The 20,759-nt window shown below is 67.8% G+C and carries 18 protein-coding genes and 1 pseudogene; 8 read left to right on the top strand and 11 right to left on the bottom strand.

Going from position 1 to position 20,759, the window contains the following annotated elements; all coding sequences use genetic code 11:
- Window positions 1–98 precede the first annotated feature (98 nt).
- From AC07O4_RS31275 to glyQ, 5 genes are read right to left on the bottom strand one after another with little or no spacing between them, the layout of a single operon-like run.
- Window positions 99–1,070, bottom strand: coding sequence for a M48 family metallopeptidase (locus AC07O4_RS31275; RefSeq protein ID WP_495306601.1), 972 nt, complete (start codon window positions 1,068–1,070; stop codon window positions 99–101).
- Window positions 1,071–1,097: 27 nt separating this feature from the next.
- A complete protein-coding gene (locus tag AC07O4_RS31280) occupies window positions 1,098–1,877 on the bottom strand; it encodes a lysophospholipid acyltransferase family protein (protein ID WP_139701342.1) in 780 nt (259 codons plus the stop codon).
- Window positions 1,877–2,455 carry a D-glycero-beta-D-manno-heptose 1,7-bisphosphate 7-phosphatase gene (gene gmhB / locus AC07O4_RS31285; RefSeq protein WP_070062939.1) on the bottom strand — a complete coding sequence of 193 codons (579 nt, stop codon included), beginning with the start codon at window positions 2,453–2,455 and terminating at the stop codon, window positions 1,877–1,879. The genes AC07O4_RS31280 and gmhB overlap by 1 nt, the downstream gene beginning before the upstream one ends.
- Before the next feature lie 37 nt (window positions 2,456–2,492).
- Window positions 2,493–4,628: a glycine--tRNA ligase subunit beta gene (gene glyS / locus AC07O4_RS31290; protein ID WP_495306607.1), complete on the bottom strand. Its 2,136-nt coding sequence runs from the start codon at window positions 4,626–4,628 to the stop codon at window positions 2,493–2,495.
- 15 nt (window positions 4,629–4,643) lie between these two features.
- Window positions 4,644–5,552: a glycine--tRNA ligase subunit alpha gene (gene glyQ, locus AC07O4_RS31295; RefSeq protein ID WP_062481784.1), complete on the bottom strand. Its 909-nt coding sequence runs from the start codon at window positions 5,550–5,552 to the stop codon at window positions 4,644–4,646.
- Window positions 5,553–5,779: 227 nt separating this feature from the next.
- Here glyQ and AC07O4_RS31300 point away from each other — a divergent pair, with 227 nt between their 5' ends.
- The 3 genes from AC07O4_RS31300 to AC07O4_RS31310 are packed head-to-tail and all read left to right on the top strand — an operon-like array spanning window position 5,780 to window position 8,420.
- Window positions 5,780–6,748: a diacylglycerol/lipid kinase family protein gene (locus tag AC07O4_RS31300; protein WP_095746940.1), complete on the top strand. Its 969-nt coding sequence runs from the start codon at window positions 5,780–5,782 to the stop codon at window positions 6,746–6,748.
- Complete coding sequence (locus AC07O4_RS31305) at window positions 6,745–7,572, top strand: metallophosphoesterase family protein (RefSeq protein WP_495306602.1); 828 nt, start codon at window positions 6,745–6,747, stop codon at window positions 7,570–7,572. Before AC07O4_RS31300 ends, AC07O4_RS31305 begins: the two co-directional genes overlap by 4 nt.
- A gap of 53 nt (window positions 7,573–7,625) precedes the next feature.
- The gene (locus AC07O4_RS31310; RefSeq protein WP_495306603.1) at window positions 7,626–8,420 is read left to right on the top strand and encodes a phosphatase PAP2 family protein; all 795 of its coding nucleotides are present in this window, start codon (window positions 7,626–7,628) and stop codon (window positions 8,418–8,420) included.
- 7 nt (window positions 8,421–8,427) lie between these two features.
- On the opposite strand, the gene AC07O4_RS31315 is transcribed toward AC07O4_RS31310, so the two are convergent.
- The 6 genes and pseudogenes from AC07O4_RS31315 to AC07O4_RS31340 form a co-directional block, all read right to left on the bottom strand.
- Entirely contained in the window at window positions 8,428–9,498 is a 1,071-nt protein-coding gene (locus AC07O4_RS31315; RefSeq protein ID WP_495306604.1) for an asparaginase, read from the bottom strand.
- A 111-nt stretch (window positions 9,499–9,609) separates the two neighbouring features.
- A pseudogene (chrA, locus tag AC07O4_RS31320) lies at window positions 9,610–10,857 on the bottom strand (chromate efflux transporter).
- Between the two features lie 36 nt (window positions 10,858–10,893).
- The gene (gene lnt / locus AC07O4_RS31325; RefSeq protein WP_495306605.1) at window positions 10,894–12,522 is read right to left on the bottom strand and encodes an apolipoprotein N-acyltransferase; all 1,629 of its coding nucleotides are present in this window, start codon (window positions 12,520–12,522) and stop codon (window positions 10,894–10,896) included.
- A complete protein-coding gene (locus AC07O4_RS31330) occupies window positions 12,522–13,400 on the bottom strand; it encodes a CorC family transporter (protein WP_495263199.1) in 879 nt (292 codons plus the stop codon). Before AC07O4_RS31330 ends, lnt begins: the two co-directional genes overlap by 1 nt.
- Before the next feature lie 90 nt (window positions 13,401–13,490).
- Window positions 13,491–14,219, bottom strand: coding sequence for a GNAT family N-acetyltransferase (locus tag AC07O4_RS31335; protein ID WP_062482250.1), 729 nt, complete (start codon window positions 14,217–14,219; stop codon window positions 13,491–13,493).
- Window positions 14,220–14,328: 109 nt separating this feature from the next.
- Window positions 14,329–14,802 carry an Lrp/AsnC family transcriptional regulator gene (locus AC07O4_RS31340; protein ID WP_062482247.1) on the bottom strand — a complete coding sequence of 158 codons (474 nt, stop codon included), beginning with the start codon at window positions 14,800–14,802 and terminating at the stop codon, window positions 14,329–14,331.
- A gap of 156 nt (window positions 14,803–14,958) precedes the next feature.
- On the opposite strand from AC07O4_RS31340, the gene hppD reads away from it, so the two are divergent.
- The 5 genes from hppD to AC07O4_RS31365 all read left to right on the top strand — a co-directional run bounded on the left by hppD (window position 14,959) and on the right by AC07O4_RS31365 (window position 20,581).
- Complete coding sequence (gene hppD / locus AC07O4_RS31345) at window positions 14,959–16,086, top strand: 4-hydroxyphenylpyruvate dioxygenase (RefSeq protein ID WP_062482244.1); 1,128 nt, start codon at window positions 14,959–14,961, stop codon at window positions 16,084–16,086.
- Between the two features lie 29 nt (window positions 16,087–16,115).
- Window positions 16,116–16,928 carry a transporter substrate-binding domain-containing protein gene (locus tag AC07O4_RS31350; RefSeq protein WP_095947889.1) on the top strand — a complete coding sequence of 271 codons (813 nt, stop codon included), beginning with the start codon at window positions 16,116–16,118 and terminating at the stop codon, window positions 16,926–16,928.
- 20 nt (window positions 16,929–16,948) lie between these two features.
- Window positions 16,949–17,821, top strand: a complete 873-nt coding sequence (gene phhA / locus AC07O4_RS31355) for a phenylalanine 4-monooxygenase (protein WP_307638737.1) — start codon at window positions 16,949–16,951, stop codon at window positions 17,819–17,821.
- Window positions 17,822–17,949: 128 nt separating this feature from the next.
- A complete protein-coding gene (locus AC07O4_RS31360) occupies window positions 17,950–19,641 on the top strand; it encodes an AMP-binding protein (RefSeq protein ID WP_062482236.1) in 1,692 nt (563 codons plus the stop codon).
- A 4-nt stretch (window positions 19,642–19,645) separates the two neighbouring features.
- The gene (locus AC07O4_RS31365) at window positions 19,646–20,581 is read left to right on the top strand and encodes an MBL fold metallo-hydrolase (RefSeq protein WP_495306606.1); all 936 of its coding nucleotides are present in this window, start codon (window positions 19,646–19,648) and stop codon (window positions 20,579–20,581) included.
- Window positions 20,582–20,759: the final 178 nt, after the last annotated feature.

Raw genomic sequence — 20,759 nt, forward strand, 5'->3', positions numbered from 1 at the left:
GGGTCGCCTTTTCTTTGCTTACTTTCTTTTGGCGAAGCAAAAGAAAGTGAGTCCGCCGCCGGGCGGAACTCCCGGCCTCGGGAAGCAAACAAGAAAAGTCAGCCCCACCGAGGCACAGCCTCATCCTTCAACTGCTGCCTCAGCACCCCATAGTCAGGCACAACACTTTCAACGGTTTCCCAAAACCGATGCGAGTGATCCATCACCCGCAGATGCGCCAACTCATGCGCAACAACGTAGTCGATCACCGGCAAGCGAAAGTGAATCAACCGCCAGTTCAACCGAATCGACCCATCCGCACTCGCACTCCCCCACCGCGTAGCAGCGTTAGAGAGCGACAGCTTCTGCCATGACACCCCCAGCAGCGGAGCAAAGTGATCCAGCCGCTCGATGAACAGCTTGCGCGCCTGCCGCATCAACCAGGCCTGCGCCGCATCCCGAATCTGCGAAGGCGCCGCGTTCTGCGCCACAGCCAACCGCAAAGTGCGTGGCCCACCGCCTTCCACAGCAGGATCGAGCGTGCCACCCACGCTGGCGAACCCGTGCTTCGGATCCAGCCGGATCACCACCAGCTCGCCAAGAAAAGGAAACTCCGCCCCATCTTCCCAGGCAATCCGCGTCGCCTCGACCCGCGCATTGCGCTGCTGCGTCTCCGCCAGCTTGCGCAGAATCCAGTCGGCCTTCTCACGCACCGCCGCATCGACATCGCGCAGCGTGACCCACCGCGGCGCACGCACCGACAAACCTTCGGCACCCACAAGAAAACCGATGGTCTTGCGCTGCCCCCGCTTGAACTCGTAGGCCACGCGCGCCGACCCCAGCACCACTTCACGCGTGGCCTGCGGATGTGTGAAATTCGCGAGCGTCAGTGTGTCAGCCAACGGCACCGCAGGACGCGGATCAACGCGTCCGACAGGTGAAGGCGCGACAGCCACCACCGGCGCGGGAGCAGCAGGTGGCACAGGCGCTGGGGCCTTCTTCCGCGGCCGCCGCGGCGGCGCAGCAGCAGGCGCCGGCGTGCTCCCCAGCCCCTCGAAGAGGTCCATCGTGAACTGCAGCATTCCCCGCATGTCGGGCCCGGGTCTGAGGTTGGCGCGTCAGCCCGCTTCGCGCGGCAACGTCTGCTGCGGCTGCGCCGGGCTGTCGCTGTAGGCCTCGGGGTCGAGGCGGCGCATCTCGGCCTCGATCCAGGCTTCGACTTCGCGCATCAGCTCGTCGGGCTTGCGGCCCACGCTCGAGATCGCCGGGCCGATCGACACGTCGACCACGCCAGGGCGCTTGATGAAGGCCTTGCGCGGCCAGACCTTGGCCGAGGTGACGGCAATGGGGATCACGGGCACGCCGGTTTCGCAGGCCAGGCGCGTACCGCCGCTCTTGTAGGTGCCCTTTTGGCCACGCGGAATGCGCGTGCCTTCGGGGAACATGATGATCCAGATGCCCTGCGCGAGCAGCTTGCGACCCTGGTTCACCACCTTGTTGAACGCCTGCGCGCGCTGGCTCCGGTCGATGTGGATCATGTCCAGCCGCGCCATCGCCCAGCCGAAGAACGGCACGTAGATCAGTTCCTTCTTGAAAACGAAGGCCAGCGGGTGAGGCATCAGCGTGGGCATGAGGAAAGTCTCGAGCGTGGACTGGTGCTTCACCAGCAGCACCGCGCCGGCGAGCTTGTCGGTCGGCAGGTTTTCCATGCCGGTCACGCGGGTCTTGATGCCCAGCAGCACGCGCGCGCCACCGATGGCCCAGCTGAGCCATTGCTCGGCCATCCAGTACAGCGGAATGCCGCGCTTCCAGAGCGAGCTGACGCACATGATGATGCCCCAGGGCACCACGGTGACAAGCATCCACAGGGCGTGGAGAACGGAACGGATAAACGCCATCAGACAGCCACCTGCAGTGCAGCCCGCGCTTCGCGCGCGAGCAAAAAGTCGACAAAGGCGGCGAGGTCTTCATGCACCCTCGTGTCCGCCGGATATTCGGGAGGCAGCGGGTGAACCCCGCGGCACGCCGCGCCCATGCCCGTGAGCAGCAAGTGCGGTTCGCAGCCGGCAGCTGCGCCGGCCTGCAGGTCGCGCAGGCTGTCGCCCGCGGTGGGCACGCCCTTCAGGTCGATGCCGAAGCGGTCGCCGATCTGAAGGAACAGCCCTTCCTTGGGCTTGCGGCAGTCGCAGCCTTCGTCGGGGCTATGGGGGCAATAGAACACCGCATCCACCTTGCCGCCCACGGCCGCGAGCATCTTGTGCATCTTGGCGTGCATGGCGTTGAGCGAGGCCATGTCGAACAGCCCGCGGCCCAGGCCCGACTGGTTCGACGCCACCACCACATGCCAGCCCGCATGGTTCAGGCGCGCCACGGCCTCGAGTGCACCGGGCAGCGGCGTCCACTCGATGTCGCTCTTGACGAAATCTTCGCGGTGCACGTTGATCGTGCCGTTGCGGTCGAGGATGACGAGCTTCATGGCGGAACCGCTCCTGGTGGAGGGATGGGGCACGGGGTCAGACAGCCAGCCGCTCGAGCTGCGCCACGCGGTTCATCGCGCTGTGCAGCGACATCAGCAGGCCCAGGCGGTTCAGCCGCAGGTCGGCCTGCTCGGCATTGACCATCACGTCCGTGAAGAACGCGTCGACCGGTTCGCGCAGCGCGGCCAGCGTCTGCAGCGAGCCGGTGTAGTCGCCCGCGTCGAACTGGGCGTTGGCAGCGGGCACGACCTGCGCCATGGCGGCGTGCAGCGCCTTCTCGGCGGGCTCCTGCAGCAGCAGTTCGCTGACGTGCGCGTCGGCCTCGGGTGCCTTCTTCAGGATGTTGCCGATGCGCTTGTTGGCGGCGGCCAGCGCGGCGGCGGCGGGCAGTGCGGCGAAGGCGCGCACGGCCGCCAGCAGCTTGGGCACTTCGCCCAGGCGCTGCGGCAGCGGGGCCAGCACGGCGTCGACTTCCTGGGCGCTGGCGCCCTGCTCGCGCAGGCTGCCGGCGAGGCGGTCGAGGATGAAGTCGCGCAGCTCGACCGTGGCCTTGCTGCTGTCGAAGCCGTCGATGGCGCTGAACTGCGCGGCGGCGTCCTGCAGCAGGGCGTCGAGCCCCAGCGCAAGGTCTTTCTCGATCAGCATGCGGATCACGCCCAGCGCGTGGCGGCGCAGTGCGAACGGGTCGCGGTCGCCGGTGGGCAGGTTGCCGATGCCGAACATGCCAACCAGCGTCTCGAGCTTGTCGGCCAGCGCGACCACGAGGCCCACGCTGTTGCGCGGCAGCTCGTCGCCGGCGAAGCGTGGCTTGTAGTGGTCTTCGATGGCGTCGGCCACTGCGGCGTCGAGGCCGTCGTGCAGCGCGTAGTAGCGGCCCATCGTGCCCTGCAGCTCGGGGAACTCGCCGACCATGTCGGTCACGAGGTCGGCCTTGGCCAGTTGCGCGGCCTGGGTGGCCTGCGCGGCCAGCGTCGCGTCGCCGAGTTTTTCGGCAATGCCGCGCGCGATATGCATCACGCGCTGCACGCGTTCGCCCTGCGTGCCGAGCTTGTTGTGATAGACCACCTTGCCCAGCGACTCGACGCGCGAGGCCAGCGACTTCTTGCGGTCCTGGTCGAAGAAGAACTTGGCGTCGGCCAGGCGCGGGCGCACGACGCGCTCGTTGCCGCCGGTCACGGCGCTCGCGTCGTCGGGGCTGATGTTGCTCACGACGAGGAACTTGTTGGTGAGCTTGGCTTGCGCGTCGAGCAGCGGGAAGTACTTCTGGTTGGCCTTCATCGTGAGGATGAGGCACTCCTGCGGCACTTCGAGGAACTCGCGCTCGAAGCTGCAGACCAGCACGTTGGGGCGCTCAACCAGTGCCGTGACTTCGTCGAGCAGCGCGTCGTCGTGGATCGGCACCGAGCCGCCACCCACCGTCACGGCGGCGGCCGCGAGCTGGCGTGCGATTTCGGCGCGGCGGGCCTCAAAGCTTGCGATGACGGCGCCGTCGTCCTGCAACTGCAGGGCGTAGCTGTTGGCATCGCGCAGCACCACCGGGTCGACCGCCGCTTCAAAGCGGTGGCCGTGCGTTTCGCGGCCGGCCTTCAGGCCGAGCGCCTCGATGGGCACCACAGTGTCGGCATGCAGCGCCACGAGGCCGTGCGCGGGGCGCACGAAGCTCACGCTGCTCCAGCCCGGCATTTCGCAGCCGCTTTCGAGCTGGTAGCTCATGACCTTCGGAATCGGCAGCTTGGCGATGGCTTCGGCCAGGGCCTTCTGCAGGCCTTCGGCCAGCGTCGCGCCCTTGGCGGTGCTTTCGTAGAACAGGGCTTCGGCCTTGCCGTCCATGGCGCGCTTCAGGCCGGGCACGGCCGAGGCGTCGGCGCCGAGGGCGGCCAGGCGCTTGAGCAGCGCGGGCGTCGGTTGGCCCGAGGCATCGAGCCCCACGGCCACGGGCATGAGCTTTTGCGACACGGCCTTGTCGGCGGCGCGCTCGGCCACGTGCGTGAGGTGCGCGGCCAGGCGGCGCGGCGACGCGTAGGGCGTGAGCACCGAGCCGGCTTCGGCCAGGCCTTGGGCCACGAGCTGTTCGCGCAGCACGCCGGCAAAAGCCTCGCCGAGCTTCTTCAGTGCCTTCGGCGGCAGCTCTTCGACAAACAGTTCAACCAGCAGGGAGTTCTTGTTGTTCATGGGGGTCGTCATCGCTCAGGCGGCTTTCTTCGGGGGCATCTGCGCCACCCACTCGCGCGGGGCCATCGGGAAGCCCAGGCGTTCGCGGCTGTCGTAGTAGCTCTGCGCCACGCTGCGCGCGAGGTTGCGGATGCGGCCGATGTAGGCCGCGCGCTCGGTCACGCTGATCGCGCCGCGCGCGTCCAGCAGGTTGAAGCTGTGGGCGGCCTTGAGCACCTGCTCGTAGGCCGGCAGCGCGAGCTGCTCGGTCATGAGGTGCTTGGCCTGCTTTTCGTGCGCGGCAAAGGCGGTGAAGAGGAACTCGGCGTCGCTGTGCTCGAAGTTGTAGGTCGACTGCTCGACCTCGTTCTGCTTGTAGACGTCGCCGTAGCTCAGGCCGTCGGTCCACGTGAGGTTGTAGACGTTGTCCACGCCCTGCAGGTACATGGCCAGGCGCTCCAGGCCGTAGGTGATCTCGCCGGTGATGGGCTTGCAGTCGATGCCGCCGACCTGCTGGAAGTAGGTGAACTGCGTCACTTCCATGCCGTTGAGCCAGACCTCCCAGCCCAGGCCCCAGGCGCCGAGCGTGGGGTTCTCCCAGTCGTCTTCCACGAAGCGGATGTCGTTCTTCTTCAGGTCGAAGCCCAGGGCCTCGAGGCTGCCGAGGTAGAGCTCGAGGATGTTGCTGGGCGCGGGCTTGAGCACGACCTGGTACTGGTAGTAGTGCTGCAGGCGGTTGGGGTTCTCGCCGTAGCGGCCGTCCTTGGGGCGGCGGCTGGGCTGCACGTAGGCGGCCTTCCAGGGCTCGGGGCCGAGCGCGCGCAGGAAGGTGGCGGTGTGCGAGGTGCCCGCGCCCACTTCCATGTCGTACGGTTGCAGCAGCGCACAGCCCTTGTCGGCCCAGTACGACTGCAGTTTGAGAATGATTTGCTGGAAGGTCAACATGAAGCTGGCCGGCGTCGGGGGCCGGACATTGGACGGGACGGTGGCGCGGCACACGCCGCGAAAGGCGACGATTTTACGTTCGCGGGAGGGTATCTCTCCCACAGCCGCTCGGGATGCCGGCTGCCGCGACAGCTCGCGCGGCTGTGGGACAAAGCCCGGCCCCGCACGCTTTTTTGCGTTTCCCGCCGCTTTCGGCACTTTCCTGCGCTTTCCCCCTCTCTCACTGCATGGCATCGCCCCACATCGGCCCCGACACCCCGTTTTTCATCGTGCTCAATGCCGGCTCCGGCAGCGAAGACGCCGCGCAGGCCCGGCAGGTCATCGACGACGCCTTTGCCGCGGACGGCCGCCGGCACCGCGTGTTCCTCGTGGACGGCCCCGGCCGCGTGCAGGCGCTGGCGCGCGAAGCGGTCGAACGCGCCCGGGCCGTCGGCGGCGTGGTGGTGGCCGCGGGCGGCGACGGCACCATCAACGCCGTGGCCCAGGCCACGCTGGGCAGCGGCTGCCCTTTCGGCGTGCTGCCGCAGGGCACCTTCAACTATTTCAGCCGCACCCACGGCATCCCGCGCGACACGGCGCAGGCGCTGCAGGTGCTGCTCACGCAGCAGCCCCGGGCCGTGCAGGTGGGGCTGGTGAACGACCGCGTGTTCCTGGTCAACGCCAGCATGGGCCTGTATGCCGACCTGCTGGAAGAGCGCGAGAGCCACAAGGCACGCTTCGGCCGCCACCGCTGGATCGCCTTCTACTCGGGCCTGCTGACGGTGCTGCGCGGGCGCCATCGCCACTGGCAGTTGCGCATCGCCTCGCACGGCCACGAGCGCGACATCCGCACGCCCACGCTGTTCGTGGGCAACAACCCGTTGCAGCTGATGCAGGCGGGCGTCGACCACGCCGAGGCGCCCGAGCAGGGCCGGCTGACCGCGGTGGCGCTCAAGCCGGTCGGACTGCTCGCGATGCCGGGGCTGCTGGTGCGCGGCGCGCTCGGGCGGCTGGGCGACGCCGACGAGGTGCTGAGCTTTCCCTTCGAGTCGATGACGGTGAAGGCCGGCCGGCTGCGCACGCCGCGCCGCGTGAAGATCGCCACCGACGGCGAGATCGACTGGGTCGACATGCCCTTGCTGTTCCGCGTGGCGCCCGACCCGCTGTGGCTGGTGCGGCCCGACAGCGCGCCCGAGCTGGAGGCGGCACGGCCATGAGCTGCCTGCTGCAAGTGTCCGACCCGCACTTCGGCACCGAACAGCCCGAGGTGCTGCAGGCGCTCGAACGCCTGGCGCACGCGCTGGCGCCGCAGGCGGTGCTGCTGTCGGGCGACATCACGCAGCGCGCCACGCGCCGCCAGTTCGCGGCGGCGCGCGCCTTCGCCGACCGGCTGGCGGCGCCGGTGGTGGCGATTCCGGGCAACCACGACATCCCGCTGTTCCAGCTGGCGGCGCGCGTCTTCTCGCCCTACGGCCGCTACACCGAGGCCTTCGGCGCCGACCTGGAGCCGGTGTTCGCCTGCGACGACTGGCTGGTGGTCACGGTCAACACGACGCGCTGGTACCGGCACGAGGATGGCGAGGTGTCACCGGCGCAGGTCGAGCGCGTCGCGGCCCGGCTGGCACAGGCTTCGCCCCGGCAGGTGCGCGTGGTCGTGACGCACCAGCCGGTGCTCGTGACGCGGCCCGAAGACCGGCAGAACCGACTGCACGGGCGCGCGGCGGCGGTCGCGCGCTGGACGGCGGCGGGCGCCGACCTGATCGTCGGCGGTCACATCCACCTGCCTTTCGTGCGCCCGTTGGACGAGCGCTTTCCGGGCTGCCCGCCCACGGCCTGGGCAGTGCAGGCCGGCACCGCCGTGTCGACGCGCGTGCGCTGGGACGCGCCCAATTCGGTGAACGTGCTACGCGCGGAAGCGTCCGTCGACGGCGCGCAGCGCGTGTGCGTGGTCGAGCGCTGGGACCATTCGGCGGCAGACAAAGCCTTCACGCGCGTCGACCTATTGCGGCTTCCGCTTGCCAGCCGCGCGACGGCCCCTTAGGGTTGCGCCGCATGCCTCCTGCGGACACCCTTCTTCTTTCTTCTTCAGCCCCCTTGGTTCTTCTTGCACAACAGCTGGGCGAACACGCCCTGGCCTGGTTCGCGCTTGCGCTGGTCGTGTCAGTGCTCGGCGCCGGCCTCGCCTGCCGGATGCTGCAACGGCGCCATCCGCTGCCCGACACCGGCGAGCCTGACGAATCGCGCCTGGCGCTCGGACTGGGCCTGGGCTTCGTGCTGATCCTTGCGGCGGCGATGCTGGTCGCGTGGATCGCCTCGCACCTGGGCGACGGCCGCACCATGGGCCGCGCCGACCAGGCGCTGGCCGACGCCATCGCCACCCATGTGCCGTGGGGCGCGCTCGTGAGCTTCAGCTGGCTCACGCACCTGGGCGACGCGCAACTGCTCGCGCCCGTGTGCGGGCTGGTCGCGCTGCTGCTGTGGCGCCACGCGCACCGCGGCCTGGCGCTGGGCTGGGTGACCGCGCTCGGCGGCATCGTGGTGCTGAACCCCGCGCTCAAGCACATCTTTGCGCGGGCCCGGCCGGTGCATGACCACGGGCTGGCGCTGGAAACGAGCTTCAGCTTTCCCAGCGGCCACAGCGCGGGCGCGATCGTGAGCTACGGGATGCTGCTGTACCTGGCGCTGCGGCTGCTGCCGGCGCGCTGGCATGTGCCCGCCGCCATGGCCGCGGTGGCGGCCATCGTCACCATCGCCTGCAGCCGGATCTTCCTGCAGGTGCACTTCGCGAGCGATGTCGCGGCCGGCCTGCTGACCGGCCTGGGCTGGCTGCTGGTGTGCGTGAGCAGCCTGGAATACGCGCGGCACCGCAAGCGCCGCACCGCGCGCTGACCGTCGATCAGTATTCCCAGAAGATGCGTTGCAGTTCCTTGGTGTTGTTGGTCTTCGTGAGGGCCACCATCGCCAGGATGCGCGCCTTCTGCGGGCGCAGGTCGTGCGCCACCACCCAGTCGTACTTGTCGTCGGGCTGCTCGGCATTGCGGATCACGAAGCCTTCGGGCACGCGCGAGCTGCGGATGACGATCACGCCGTCGGTGCGTGCCTTCTGCAGGTTCGGCACGATGCGGTCGGCCACCGAGCCGTTGCCCGTGCCGCCGTGGATCAGCGCCTTGGCGCCGCTCTTGGCGATCGCGTCGATGGCCACCGAGGACACGCCTTCGTAGCCCATGGCGATCTCGACCGGCGGCAGCGCGGTGATGCTGTCGATGTTGAATTCCGAGTTCGTGGTGTGGCGCTTGACCGGTGCGCGGAACCAGTAGTTCTTGCCCTCGACGATCATGCCCAACGGACCCCACTGGCTGGAGAACGCGCTGGTCTTGATGTTGACGTTCTTGCTCACGTCGCGGCCGGTGTCGATGTTGTCGCCCATCGTCACGAGCACGCCCTTGCCCATCGCGTCCTTGCTGCCCGCCACGTTCACGGCGTCGTACAGGTTGAGCGCGCCGTCGGCCGACAGGGCCGTGCCCGGGCGCATCGAGCCGACCACGACGATCGGCTTGTTGGTGTGCACAGTCAGTGTCAGGAAGTAGGCGGTTTCTTCCAGCGTGTCGGTGCCGTGGGTGATGACGATGCCGTCGACGTCCGACTGCTTGGACAGCGCCGAGACGCGCTTGGCCAGCGTCATCAGGTTGTCGTTGGTGAGGCTTTCGGAGGCCACCTGGAACACCTGCTCGCCGCGCACGTTGGCGACCTTGGCCAGCTCGGGCAGGCCGGCGATCAGCTTCTCGACGCCGACCTTGGCGGCCGCGTAGGTGGCGCTGTTGACGGCCGACGCGCCGGCACCGGCGATGGTGCCGCCGGTCGCCAGGATCACCACGTTGGGCAGCGCCTGCTGGGCCTGCGCGAGCGCGCTGGCCGCGAGCAGTGCGGCACCGGCCGCAAAGGCACGGAAATGGGTAGAAAAGTACATACGGGCTCCTTGGTTTGAGGATGATTTCTCGAGGCGGCGAGGAAGATACATGAACCGTGCCCGCATGCCATGCCGCTGCATGCCAGCATGGCATGCGGTCATGCGCCGGCCTTAGAGGGCCAGCAGCCAGCCCGCCACCGCCGCCAGCCCGACGACCCACACCGGCGACAGGCGCGCGTAGACCAGCAGCCCGAACGCCGCCAGCGCCAGCCCGAAATCGGCCTTCGAGTGGATGGCGCTCGTCCACACCGGGTCGTAGAGCGCGGCGAGCAGCACGCCGACAACCGCCGCGTTGACGCCCGCCATCGCACGCTGGACGCCATCGCGCTGGCGCAGCGTCTCCCAGAACGGCAGCGCACCCGCCACCAGCAGGAAGGCCGGCAGGAAGATGGCCAGCAGCAGCGCCAAGCCACCCACCCATCCGCCGAACGGCCCCGGCATCGCGGCACCGAGGAAGGCGGCGAAGGTGAACAAGGGCCCCGGCACGGCCTGGGCCGCGCCGTAGCCGGCCAGGAACACGTCGTTCGAAACGAGGCCCGGGGGCACCACACTGGCTTGCAGCAGGGGCAGCACGACGTGCCCGCCACCGAACACCAGCGCGCCCGATTGATAGAAGGAAGCGATGACGGACAGCGGCTGCCACTGTGTCGCCGCAGCCAGCATCGGCAGCGCGACGAGCAGCACGGCGAACAGGCCCAGCAGCGCGGCGCCCGTCGCCTTGCTCACGCCGTGGTCGTGGTGTTGCGCGGTAGGAAGCTGGCCCAGCTGCAGCGCCCATCGACCGACGACACCTCCGGCGACGATGGCGGCGATCTGCCCCATGGCCGAAGGCACCGCGAGCACCAGCAGCGCCGCAACGATGGCCACGCCGGCACGCAACCGGTCGGGGCACAGCGACTTCGCCATGCCCCACACCGCCTGCGCCACGACGGCCACCGCGACGACCTTCAGCCCGTGCACCGCGCCCGATTGCGCCAGCCCCGCCCAGTGCGTGACGCCGGCCGCAAAGAGGATGAGCGCCACGGCGGACGGCAGCGTGAACCCGAGCCACGCGGCCAGCGCCCCGCCCCAGCCCGCGCGGCCGAGCCCCAGCGCGATGCCGACCTGGCTGCTCGCGGGTCCGGGCAGGAACTGGCACAGCGCCACGAGGTCGGAATAGCGCTAGTCGTCGAGCCACTTGCGGCGCTCCACGAACTCCGTGCGGAAGTAGCCCAGGTGCGCCACCGGTCCGCCGAAGGAGGTCAGGCCCAGCTTCAGGAAAGCGAGAAAGACTTCGAGCACCGAGCCCCTGGCGCGAAGGTCGCCTGTGCCATCGACAACGGATGGCGCGGCGGGCTTGGGGCGGTGGTGGTGCTTCATGAACGACGACGTCGAATGCGCATCCGCCGGTGCGCCTCAGCCTTGGGTGCGCCCGGGCCGGAAGAAGACCGCGCCCAGTGCGACGATCGCGAGCGCCGCGATCCACAGCGGCCACAGGCCGAAGGGCGCGACCCAGCGCGCGAAGGGCGTGAGCCCGCGCCGGCCTTCGACCGGCGCTTCGAGCACGCCGCGCGTGAGGCGCGGCAGCTGGTGCGTGACGCGGCCCGCGGCGTCGATCACCACGGTGGCGCCGGTGTTGGTGGACCGCACCATCGGCCGCGCGAACTCGAGCGCACGCATGCGCGAGATGGCCAGGTGCTGGTCGATGGCGACCGAGTCGCCGAACCAGGCGATGTTGCTGACGTTGAGCAGGACGGTCGGTGCCGTGGCCTCGTCGCGGAAGTTCGCGCCGATCTCGTCGCCGAACAGGTCTTCGTAGCAGATGTTGGGCGCGATGCGCTGGCCCTGCCAGACGAAGGGCGCCTGTGCCAGCCCGCCGCGCTCGAAGTCGCCCAGCGGGATGCTCATCATGCGGATGAACCAGCGAAAGCCCGGCGGAATGAACTCGCCGAAGGGCACGAGGTGGTGCTTGCTGTAGGCGTAGGGCTGCGCCGCGCCACCGGGCATGAAGCCGAGCACGGCGTTGCGGTAGGTGCCCGGCCCGTCGCCGAGCGGCAGGCCGACGATGGCGGCCTGCTGCGAGCCCGGCTGGCCGTAGCGTTCCTGGATGCTGTCGAGGTAGCCGGCGGGCAGCTGGCGCGGCAGCAGCGGCAGCGCCGTTTCGGGCGTGACCACGAGCTGGGCCTTGGCGTCGCGCAGCTGTTCGGCGTACCAGCGCAGCGCGGTTTCGATGCCGCCGCCGGGAATGAATTTCTCGTCCTGCGGGATGTTGCCCTGCAGCAGTGCGACCTGCAGCGTGCCGGCAGTGCCCTGCGCGCCGCGCGCATCGGCAGGCAGCGGCGAGACAACGTTGGGCAGCACGAAAACCGCGGCGAGCAGCATCGCGGCCAGCGCCGTCGGCACCACGCCACGCAGCGGCAGCCGCTGCGCGACCAGCGCCACGGCCAGTGCCGCGGCGGCGCCGATGCCGTACACGCCGACCCACGGCGCCAGCGCGGCCAGCGGGCCGTCGACATGGGCGTAGCCGCCCGCGCCCCAGGGAAAGCCGGTGAACCAGCTGCCGCGCACGAGCTCGGCCAGCGTCCACAGCGCGGCGAACACGAAGGCACCCGCGACGCGCCCCGCCGGCCCGCGCACCACGAACCAGGCGCAGGCCACGGCGTAGTAGAGCGCCAGCGCCGCGGCCAGCGCGAGCACGGCGATCACCGCCAGCGGCGCCGGCAGCCCGCCGTAGGTGTGCATCGAGATGAAGAGCCACCAGAAGCTGCCGGTGAGCCAGGCGGTCGCGAACACCCAACCAAGCAGGCCGGCGCGGCGCCAGCCCGCGCCCTGCGCGCGCAGGCCGTCGAGCAGCCAGACCAGCCCGGCCAGCGACAGCAGCTGCAGCCACCACAGCGGACGGCCGTCGCCCGGCCAGGCGATGGACAGGGCCTGCGCCACGCCCGCCAGGCCGAAGCCGAGCAGGCGAAGCAGCCCGGAGGCGGCGGAGGAAGGGGGAGAGGTGGGCGAGACGCGGGCCGGGGCCGCTGCTGCGGGCGCCGGCATCAGTCGGCCGCGTCGCCGCCGCGCGCCGGCGACACCCGGAACCAGCGCACCGCGCCGCCCTTGGTGTGCAGCACGACGAAGTCGAAGCCGCCGATGGCGTGGTGCTCGCCGCGCTTGGGCACGTGGCCCATCTCGTGCGCGATCAGTCCGCCGATGGTGTCGAAGTCTTCGCTCAGCTGTTCTTCGTTGAAGACGATGCCGAAAGCCTCGGCCACGCGCTCGATGGGCGTGTCGCCCGAGACGCGGTAGGTGTGGTCGGCCAGGCCGAAGATGTCGCCCTCGTCTTCGGCGATGTCGAACTCGTCCTCGATCTCGCCGACGATCTGCTCGAGCACGTCCTCGATGGTGATGAGGCCCGCCACGCGGCCGAACTCGTCGATGACGATGGCCAGGTGGTTGCGGTTGCCGCGGAATTCGCGCAGCAGGTCGTTCAGGCCCTTGCTCTCGGGCACGAAGGTGGCCGGGCGCAGCAAGGCGCGGATGTTCAGACCCGGCGCGCGCTGCAGCTTGAGCAGGTCCTTCGCGAGCAGGATGCCGATGATGTTTTCTTTTTCGCCCTCGTAGACCGGAAAGCGCGAGTGCGCAGTCTGGATCACGGCGTGCAGCAGCGCGTCGAAGGGCGCGTCGATGTCCACGAGGTCCATGCGCGGCGCCGCGACCATCACGTCACCGGCCGTCATGTCGGCCATGCGCAGCACGCCTTCGAGCATCACGCGCGATTCGGCGCCGATCACCTCGTTGTCCTCGGCATCGGCGAGGGTTTCGATCAGCTCGTCGCGCGAATCGGGGCCGGGGTGGATGAATTCGGCGAGCTTCTGGAGAAAGCCACGCTTGTCTTCCCGTTCAACGGGAGCGCGTTCAGGGTGAGGGTCGGCCACTGCGGGAGGGCGGAGTTGAAGAGAGACAAGGATAACGGATTGCGCATGACAGGCTCTACCGTCCGGCCGGCATAGGCCGGCCCTGCCCGCTCAAGGCGCCGATTTGCTACGGGCGTCGCGCATGCCGCTGCGCACTTCCTGCAGGCTCGCCAGGAAGGCCCAGAACTGCTTGGCGCGGCTCTTGAGCGCGAAATCGACGGCGGCGTAATGCTCCAGCGCGATCTCGCTCATGCGGCTGTCGAAGGTGGCGGTGGGCAGCTGCAGGTGCGCTTCCGACTCGGAGCCGCTGCGCACCACGGTGGCGCCGGCGTTGCGGGCGATCTTGAGCATGGCGGCGTTTTCGCTCAGCGCATGGATGAAGAGCATGCCCACGCCTTCGTTGCGCGCGGCGACCACGGCGCGTTCGAACAGGCGTGCGCCATAGCCGCGGCCGCGGGCGTGCGACGACACGGACACGCCGAATTCGGCGCAGTCGCTGTGCTGGTCGCCGGGCGCATAGGCCACGTGCGCCATCGCGATCAGGTCGAGGCGGCGGTTGTAGATGCCGAACAGTTCGTCACGGTCGAAGTCCAGGCCTTCGACATAGCGCAGGACCTGCTCGTCGGCCGCGGCATAGCCGAAGCGCAGGTAGCGGTCGTGCGGCGTCAGGTCCAGCAGGTGGCGCGCGATGCGTTCGCGCTCGCGCGGGCCGATCGAGCGGATCGGCACCATGACGGGTGGGGGCGCGCTGACGGCGCGCGGTTGCGCCTCAACCATCGGCGCCTTCAGGAAAGAGCCGAGGCCGAGAGACGCTTTGAGGAGGGTCTTGGCGGTAAGCATGGCTCCAATGTAAGGGTTTTCCCTTAATCACCAAGCCTGCAAGGACACTTTCTGGACGCATTCGTGACTCGATACCAGAGTCCGTGGTGTTTACGCAACCAATTTGTGGTTAAACGGGCACAGATGTTGTGGCTTTGACACGATCGAGCACAAAGCTGGTCTTGCAGTCTTCGACGCTGGGGTGCTTCAACAGGGTGTCCATGATGAAGCGGCTGTAGTGCGCCATGTCGGCCACCACCACGCGCAGCAGGTAGTCCATGTCGCCGGTGAGGGCCGCGCACTCGACCACCTCGGGCCAGGTCTGCACGCTGGCGCGGAACAGGTCCATGGGGTTGCGCTTGTGGGTTTCGGTGTGCTTTTCGAGCCGCACGTTCAGGTAGGCCGTGAGGCCCAGGCCGACCGCCTCGGGTTGGACCAGGGCCACGTAGCGGTCGATGACCTTGTGCTCCTCGAGCCGCTTGACCCGCCGCAGCACGGCGCTGGGCGACAGGCTGACCTGCTCCGCGATCTGGTCGTAGGTGGCGCGGCCGTCTGCTTGCAGCATGCGCAAAATGAGTCGATCTATCTTGTCGAGTGCTTCCATTTCGTCATTTTTGCAGTTTTACTGCGTCATGGCCACCCAGGGCGCCCAGAAACGCAGAAAACCTGAACGCCTTCCGACCTACAGTGCAGCACGGCCCGAATCCGAGCCTTTGTTTTCCTTTCTGCACAACTTCCCCACTTTTCGGAGACAGCACCCATGAGCCACGCCGACGCCCCCGCCTTCACGCCCTGGGAGAACCCGATGGGCACCGACGGCTTCGAATTCATCGAGTACGCGGCACCCGATCCGGTCGCGATGGGCAAGGTGTTCGAGCGCATGGGCTTCGTGGCCATCGCCAAGCACCGCCACAAGAACGTGCTGCTGTACCGCCAGGGCACGATCAACTTCATCCTGAACGCCGAGCCCGATTCGTTCGCCCAGCGTTTTGCGCGCGAGCACGGCCCGAGCGTGTGCGCCATCGCCTTCCGCGTGCAGGACGCCAAGCAGGCCTACGAGCGCGCCACTGCGCTGGGCGCCTGGGGCTTCGCCGACAAGGCCGGTCCGGGCGAGCTGAACATCCCCGCCATCAAGGGCATCGGCGACAGCCTGATCTACCTGGTGGACCGCTGGCCGGGCAAGAACGGCGCGCAGCCGGGCGACATCGGCAACATCGGCTTCTACGACGTGGACTTCGAGGCGCTGCCGGGCGTGTCGTCGCAGGACGCGCTGGCGCGCAAGGGCAATGGCCTGACCTACATCGACCACCTGACGCACAACGTGTACCGCGGCCGCATGGACGTGTGGGCCAACTTCTACGAGAAGCTCTTCAACTTCCGCGAAGTGAAGTACTTCGACATCGAAGGCCAGGTGACGGGCGTGAAGAGCAAGGCCATGACCAGCCCCTGCGGCAAGATCCGCATCCCGATCAACGAAGAAGGCAAGGAACAGGCCGGCCAGATCCAGGAGTACTTGGACATGTACAAGGGCGAGGGCATCCAGCACATCGCCATGGGCTCGGACAACCTGTATGAGAGCGTCGACGCGCTGCGCGCCAACGGCGTGACGCTGCTGGACACCATCGACACCTACTACGAGCTGATCGACAAGCGCATTCCGGGCCACGGCGAAAGCGTGGCCGAGCTGAAGAGCCGCAAGATCCTGATCGACGGCAAGAAGGACGCACTGCTGCTGCAGATCTTCAGCGAGAACCAGCTGGGCCCGATCTTCTTCGAGTTCATCCAGCGCAAGGGCGACGACGGCTTCGGCAACGGCAACTTCAAGGCGCTGTTCGAGAGCATCGAGCTCGACCAGATGCGCCGGGGCGTGCTGAGCGCCGCAAAATAAGGCGCTTCACCACTGCCCTGGAGCCCGGCATGCGCCACGCGTCTTCTTCGACTGTCGTCACTTCCTTTGTCGCGGCAGCCGCCGCTGCTGTCGTGCTCTCGGGCTGTGCTTCGGCGCCGCCCGCGGCCGGCCCGGGTGCCTCGCACCTGGACACGGTGCAGAAGGCGGCCGTGCTGCGCATCTGCACGCCGGGCGACTACCGGCCCTTCAGCTTCCAGAAGGCCGACGCCTCGTTCGAAGGCATCGACGTCGACCTGATGGCCGGCTTCAGCGCCAGCCTCGGCGCGAAGCCCGAATGGGTCAAGACGACGTGGGCCAACTTGCTGCCCGACCTGGCCGCAGGCAAGTGCGACATCGCCGTGGGCGGCGTGTCGGTGACCACCGACCGCCAGAAGCGCGCCTTCTTCAGCGCGCCCTACATGGTCAACGGCAAGACGCCCATCGCGCGCTGCGCCGACGTGGCCAAGTACCAGAGCGTGGCGGCCATCGACCAGCCGTCGACCCGCGTGATCTTCAACCCGGGCGGCAGCAACGAGCGCTTCGCCCGCACCAACTTCAAGCAGGCCAGGCTCACGCTGCACGGCGAGAACGTCACGATCTTCGACGAGATCCTGGCCAATCGCGCCGACGTGTTCGTCACCGAATCGGCCGAGGCCATCACGCAGCAAAAGCTCAAGCCCGGGCTGTGCGCGGTGAACCCCGACAAGCCGCTGCAGTACGGCGAGATGGCCTGGATGCTGCCGCGCGACGACGTGGCTTTCAAATCGTATGTCGACCAATGGCTGCACCTGCAGCAAGCCGGCGGCGACTTCCAGCGCGTGATGGACCGCTGGCTCAAGTAACCCGAGAAACCGAACGCCCCATGGATACCCCCGCCGCCGTTGTCACTCCCGCCGTCTATGGCGCCTCCGATCGCCCGCCGCGCGGCGACTACTCGCGCGGCGGTTCGGTGCAAGCCGACTACACCTGCCCGCAGGACTGGGCCAGCTACACGGCGGCCGACCACGATACCTACAAGCGGCTGTACGAACGCCAGGCCGCGCAGCTGACGGGCCTGGCCTGCGACGCCTTCATCAAGTCGCTGCCGCTGCTCGGCGTGAAGGACCGCATCCCGCGCTTCGAGGAACTCAACGAACGCCTGCACCGCGCCACCGGCTGGGAGATCGTCGCGGTGCCGGGGCTGATTCCCGAACTGCCTTTCTTCACGCTGCTGGCGAACCGCAAGTTCCCGGTGACCGACTGGATCCGCAAGCCCGAAGAGTTCGACTACATCGTCGAGCCCGACGTGTTCCACGACCTGTTCGGCCACGTGCCGATGCTGTTCGACCCCACCTTCGCCGACTACGTGCAGCGCTACGGCCAGGGCGGCATCAAGGCGCACGAGCTGGGCGCGGGCGAGAAGCTGGCGCGGCTGTACTGGTACACGGTGGAGTTCGGCCTGATCCGCCAGCCCGAGGGCCTGCGTGCGTACGGCGCCGGCATCCTGAGCTCGGTCGGCGAACTGCAGCACGCGGTGCGCAGCCCCGAGCCGCACCGCCTCCCGCTCGACCTGCTGCGCACCATGCGCACGCAATACAAGATCGACACCTACCAGGCCAACTACTTCGTGATCGAGAACTTCGCGCAGCTCTTCGATCTCACGGCACCCGACTTCACGCCGCTGTACCGCGCGCTCGAGGTGCAGCCCGACATCCCGGCCGGCGTGCTGCTGCCGGGCGAATCCGGCAACGCCTGATCGGCATCTGTGTGACCCGGGCGCGCACGGCGGCTATCGCCTGCGCGACACCCGGCATGCGCCCCTAGGACAAGCCCGCTGGCGGGTGGGAGGCATTGGCTCCCACAATCCGCGCCAAAGGAGCTTGCATGCAGACATCCGCGCGACAGAACTACCCGGCCGGCGTGCCGCACGAGATTCATCCGGAGCAGTACCGCTCCCTGCCTCACATGTTCGACGAGGCCTTCGGCCGCTACAAGGACCGGCCGTTCTCGGTCTGCATGGAGCGCTGGATGTCGTACGGCGAGCTCGACACGCTCTCCAAGGCGATGGGTGCGTGGCTGCAATCGCAGGGCCTCGCGCCCGGTGCGCGGGTGGCGATCATGCTGCCCAACGTGCCGCAGTTCGCGGTCACGATGTGCGCCGTGCTGCGCGCGGGCTACACCTGCGTCAACGTCAATCCGCTGTACACGGCGCGCGAGCTGGAGCACCAGCTCAAGGACTCCGGCGCCACCGCCATCGTCATCCTCGAGAACTTTGCCGCCACGCTCGAGCAGGTGATCGAGCGCACGCCGGTCAAGCACGTGGTGATGACTGCGATGGGCGACCTGCTCGGCGGGCTGTACGGCACGTGGATCACGGTGGCCGTGCGCCACCTGGCCAAGATGGTGCCGCCCTACAAGCTGCCACTGAGCGACGGCCGCACGGTCACGCCGTTCAAGCAGGCGATTGCCGAAGGCCGCGGACGCACGCTCGGGCCCGATCAGAGCACGCTCGATTCGATCGCCTTCCTGCAGTACACGGGTGGCACCACTGGCCTGTCGAAGGGCGCGGTACTGACCCACCGCAACATCGTGGCCGCCACGCTGCAGGCCGAGGCCTGGTTCACGCCTGCGCTGGCGCGGGCCGGCGACCTGGCGAAGGTCAACAGCATCGCCGCGCTGCCGCTGTATCACATCTTCGCGCTGACCCTGTGCCTGCTGGTGATCCGCCAGGGCTCGCACATGACGCTGATTCCGAACCCGCGCGACTTCAACAAGTTCGTCGCGGTGCTGAAGAAGCGGCCCTTCCACATGCTGCCGGCCGTGAACACCTTGTTCAATGCGCTGCTGATGCACCCGGAGTTCAAGACGGTCGACTTTTCGACGCTGTTCGTCTCGCAGGCCGGTGGCATGGCTGCCTCCGAAGGCACGGCGCGCAAGTGGTTCGAAGCCACCGGCTGCCCGATGATCGAAGGCTGGGGCATGAGCGAGACCTGCGCGATCGGCACCAACAACCCGGTGTCGAACACGAAGTTCACGGGCACCATCGGCCTGCCGTTGCCGAGCATTGAGATCGCGATCAAGGACGATGAAGGCCAATCACTGCCGATCGGCCAGGCGGGCGAGCTGTGCATCAAGGGGCCGAACGTGATGACCGGCTATTACAACCAGCCCGCCGAGACGGCCGCGGCCTTCACGGCCGACGGCTTCATGCGCACCGGCGACATCGCCGTGATGCAGGAAGACGGCTACAGCCGGATCGTCGACCGCAAGAAGGACATGATCCTCGTCAGCGGTTTCAACGTGTTCCCCAACGAGCTGGAGAACGTGATCTCGCTGTGCCCGGGCGTCGTCGAATGCGCGGCCGTGGGCGTGCCGGACGAGAAGCAAGGCGAAGCCATCAAAGTCTTTGTGGTCCGCAAGGACCCGACGCTGACGGAAGACGCCGTGCTCCAGTACTGCAACGGACAGCTCACCGGCTACAAGCGGCCGAAGCACATCGAGTTCCGCGAGTCGCTGCCCAAGACCAACGTGGGGAAGATCCTGCGGCGCGAGCTGCGCACCAGCGCCGGTGCCTGAGCGCGTGGGGCACCACGAGGAGGCCAGCGCCGGGCTGCCGGCGAATGTCGCCGTGTTCGAGCGGGGCTGGCTGTCTTCGAACAACATTCTCTTCGTCGGAGTCGAGGAAACGACGCTGGTCGACACCGGCTATGCCACGCATGCCGATCAGACGCTGGCGTTGGTGGAGTCGGTGCTGGGGGAGCGGTCGCTCGATCGGGTGCTGAACACGCACTTGCACAGTGATCACTGCGGGGGGAACGCGGCGCTGCAGCAGCGTTATCCATCGCTGCGGACGGACATTCCGCCTGGAGAGGCGGCGCTGGTCGAGCGATGGGATGCGCAAGGCCTGAGTTTTCTTGCGACGGGGCAGAGTTGCCCGCGTTTTGGCTTCACCGGACTGCTCAAACCTGGCACTGAATGCCTGTTGGGAGACCGCGCGTGGCAAGTGCATGGCGCTCCAGGTCACGATCCGCACTCGGTGATCCTGTTCGACCCGGTGTCGCGGACTCTGATTTCAGCGGATGCGCTCTGGGAGAACGGGTTTGGCATCGCCTTTCCGGAGCTGATGGGCGAATCCTCGTTCGGGGACATTGCGGCGACGCTCGATTTGATCGAGAAATTGTCGCCGCGGCAGGTGATTCCAGGGCATGGTGGCGTCTTCGCCGACGTCGACCGGTCTTTGCAGACGGCGCGCAAGCGTTTAGCTGGCTTGGAGCGCGATCCTGTGAAGCACGCGCGCCATGCCATGAAGGTGCTGATGAAGTTCAAGCTTCTGGAGCTGCACGGGGTGTCGCACGCTGAATGGGATAGATGGCTAGCTGGAACGCCCTATTTCGAGCTGATCCGGGCTCGATTCTTTGCCGATGCGTCGCTGGTCGATCTGACGGGAGACCTGCTTGCAGAGCTGATTTCGGTCGGTGCGGCGCAATCCGATGCTTCGGGAGTTCGCAACGCCTGATTGGTGGATGTTCGCCGCAATAAAAAAGCGCCTTCTCGTTCGAGTTGGCGCTTTTTCTTTATCTGTCTATTTGCTTACTCGTACTTTGCGAGCGTTTGGTTTTTGCATTGCGCAAAGCAAAAAACCCCAGTCATTGCTGACTGGGGTTTTCTGGGCTGTAAGAGCCTGACGATGACCT

The organism is Variovorax sp. GW821-FHT09D04 (assembly GCF_059416405.1).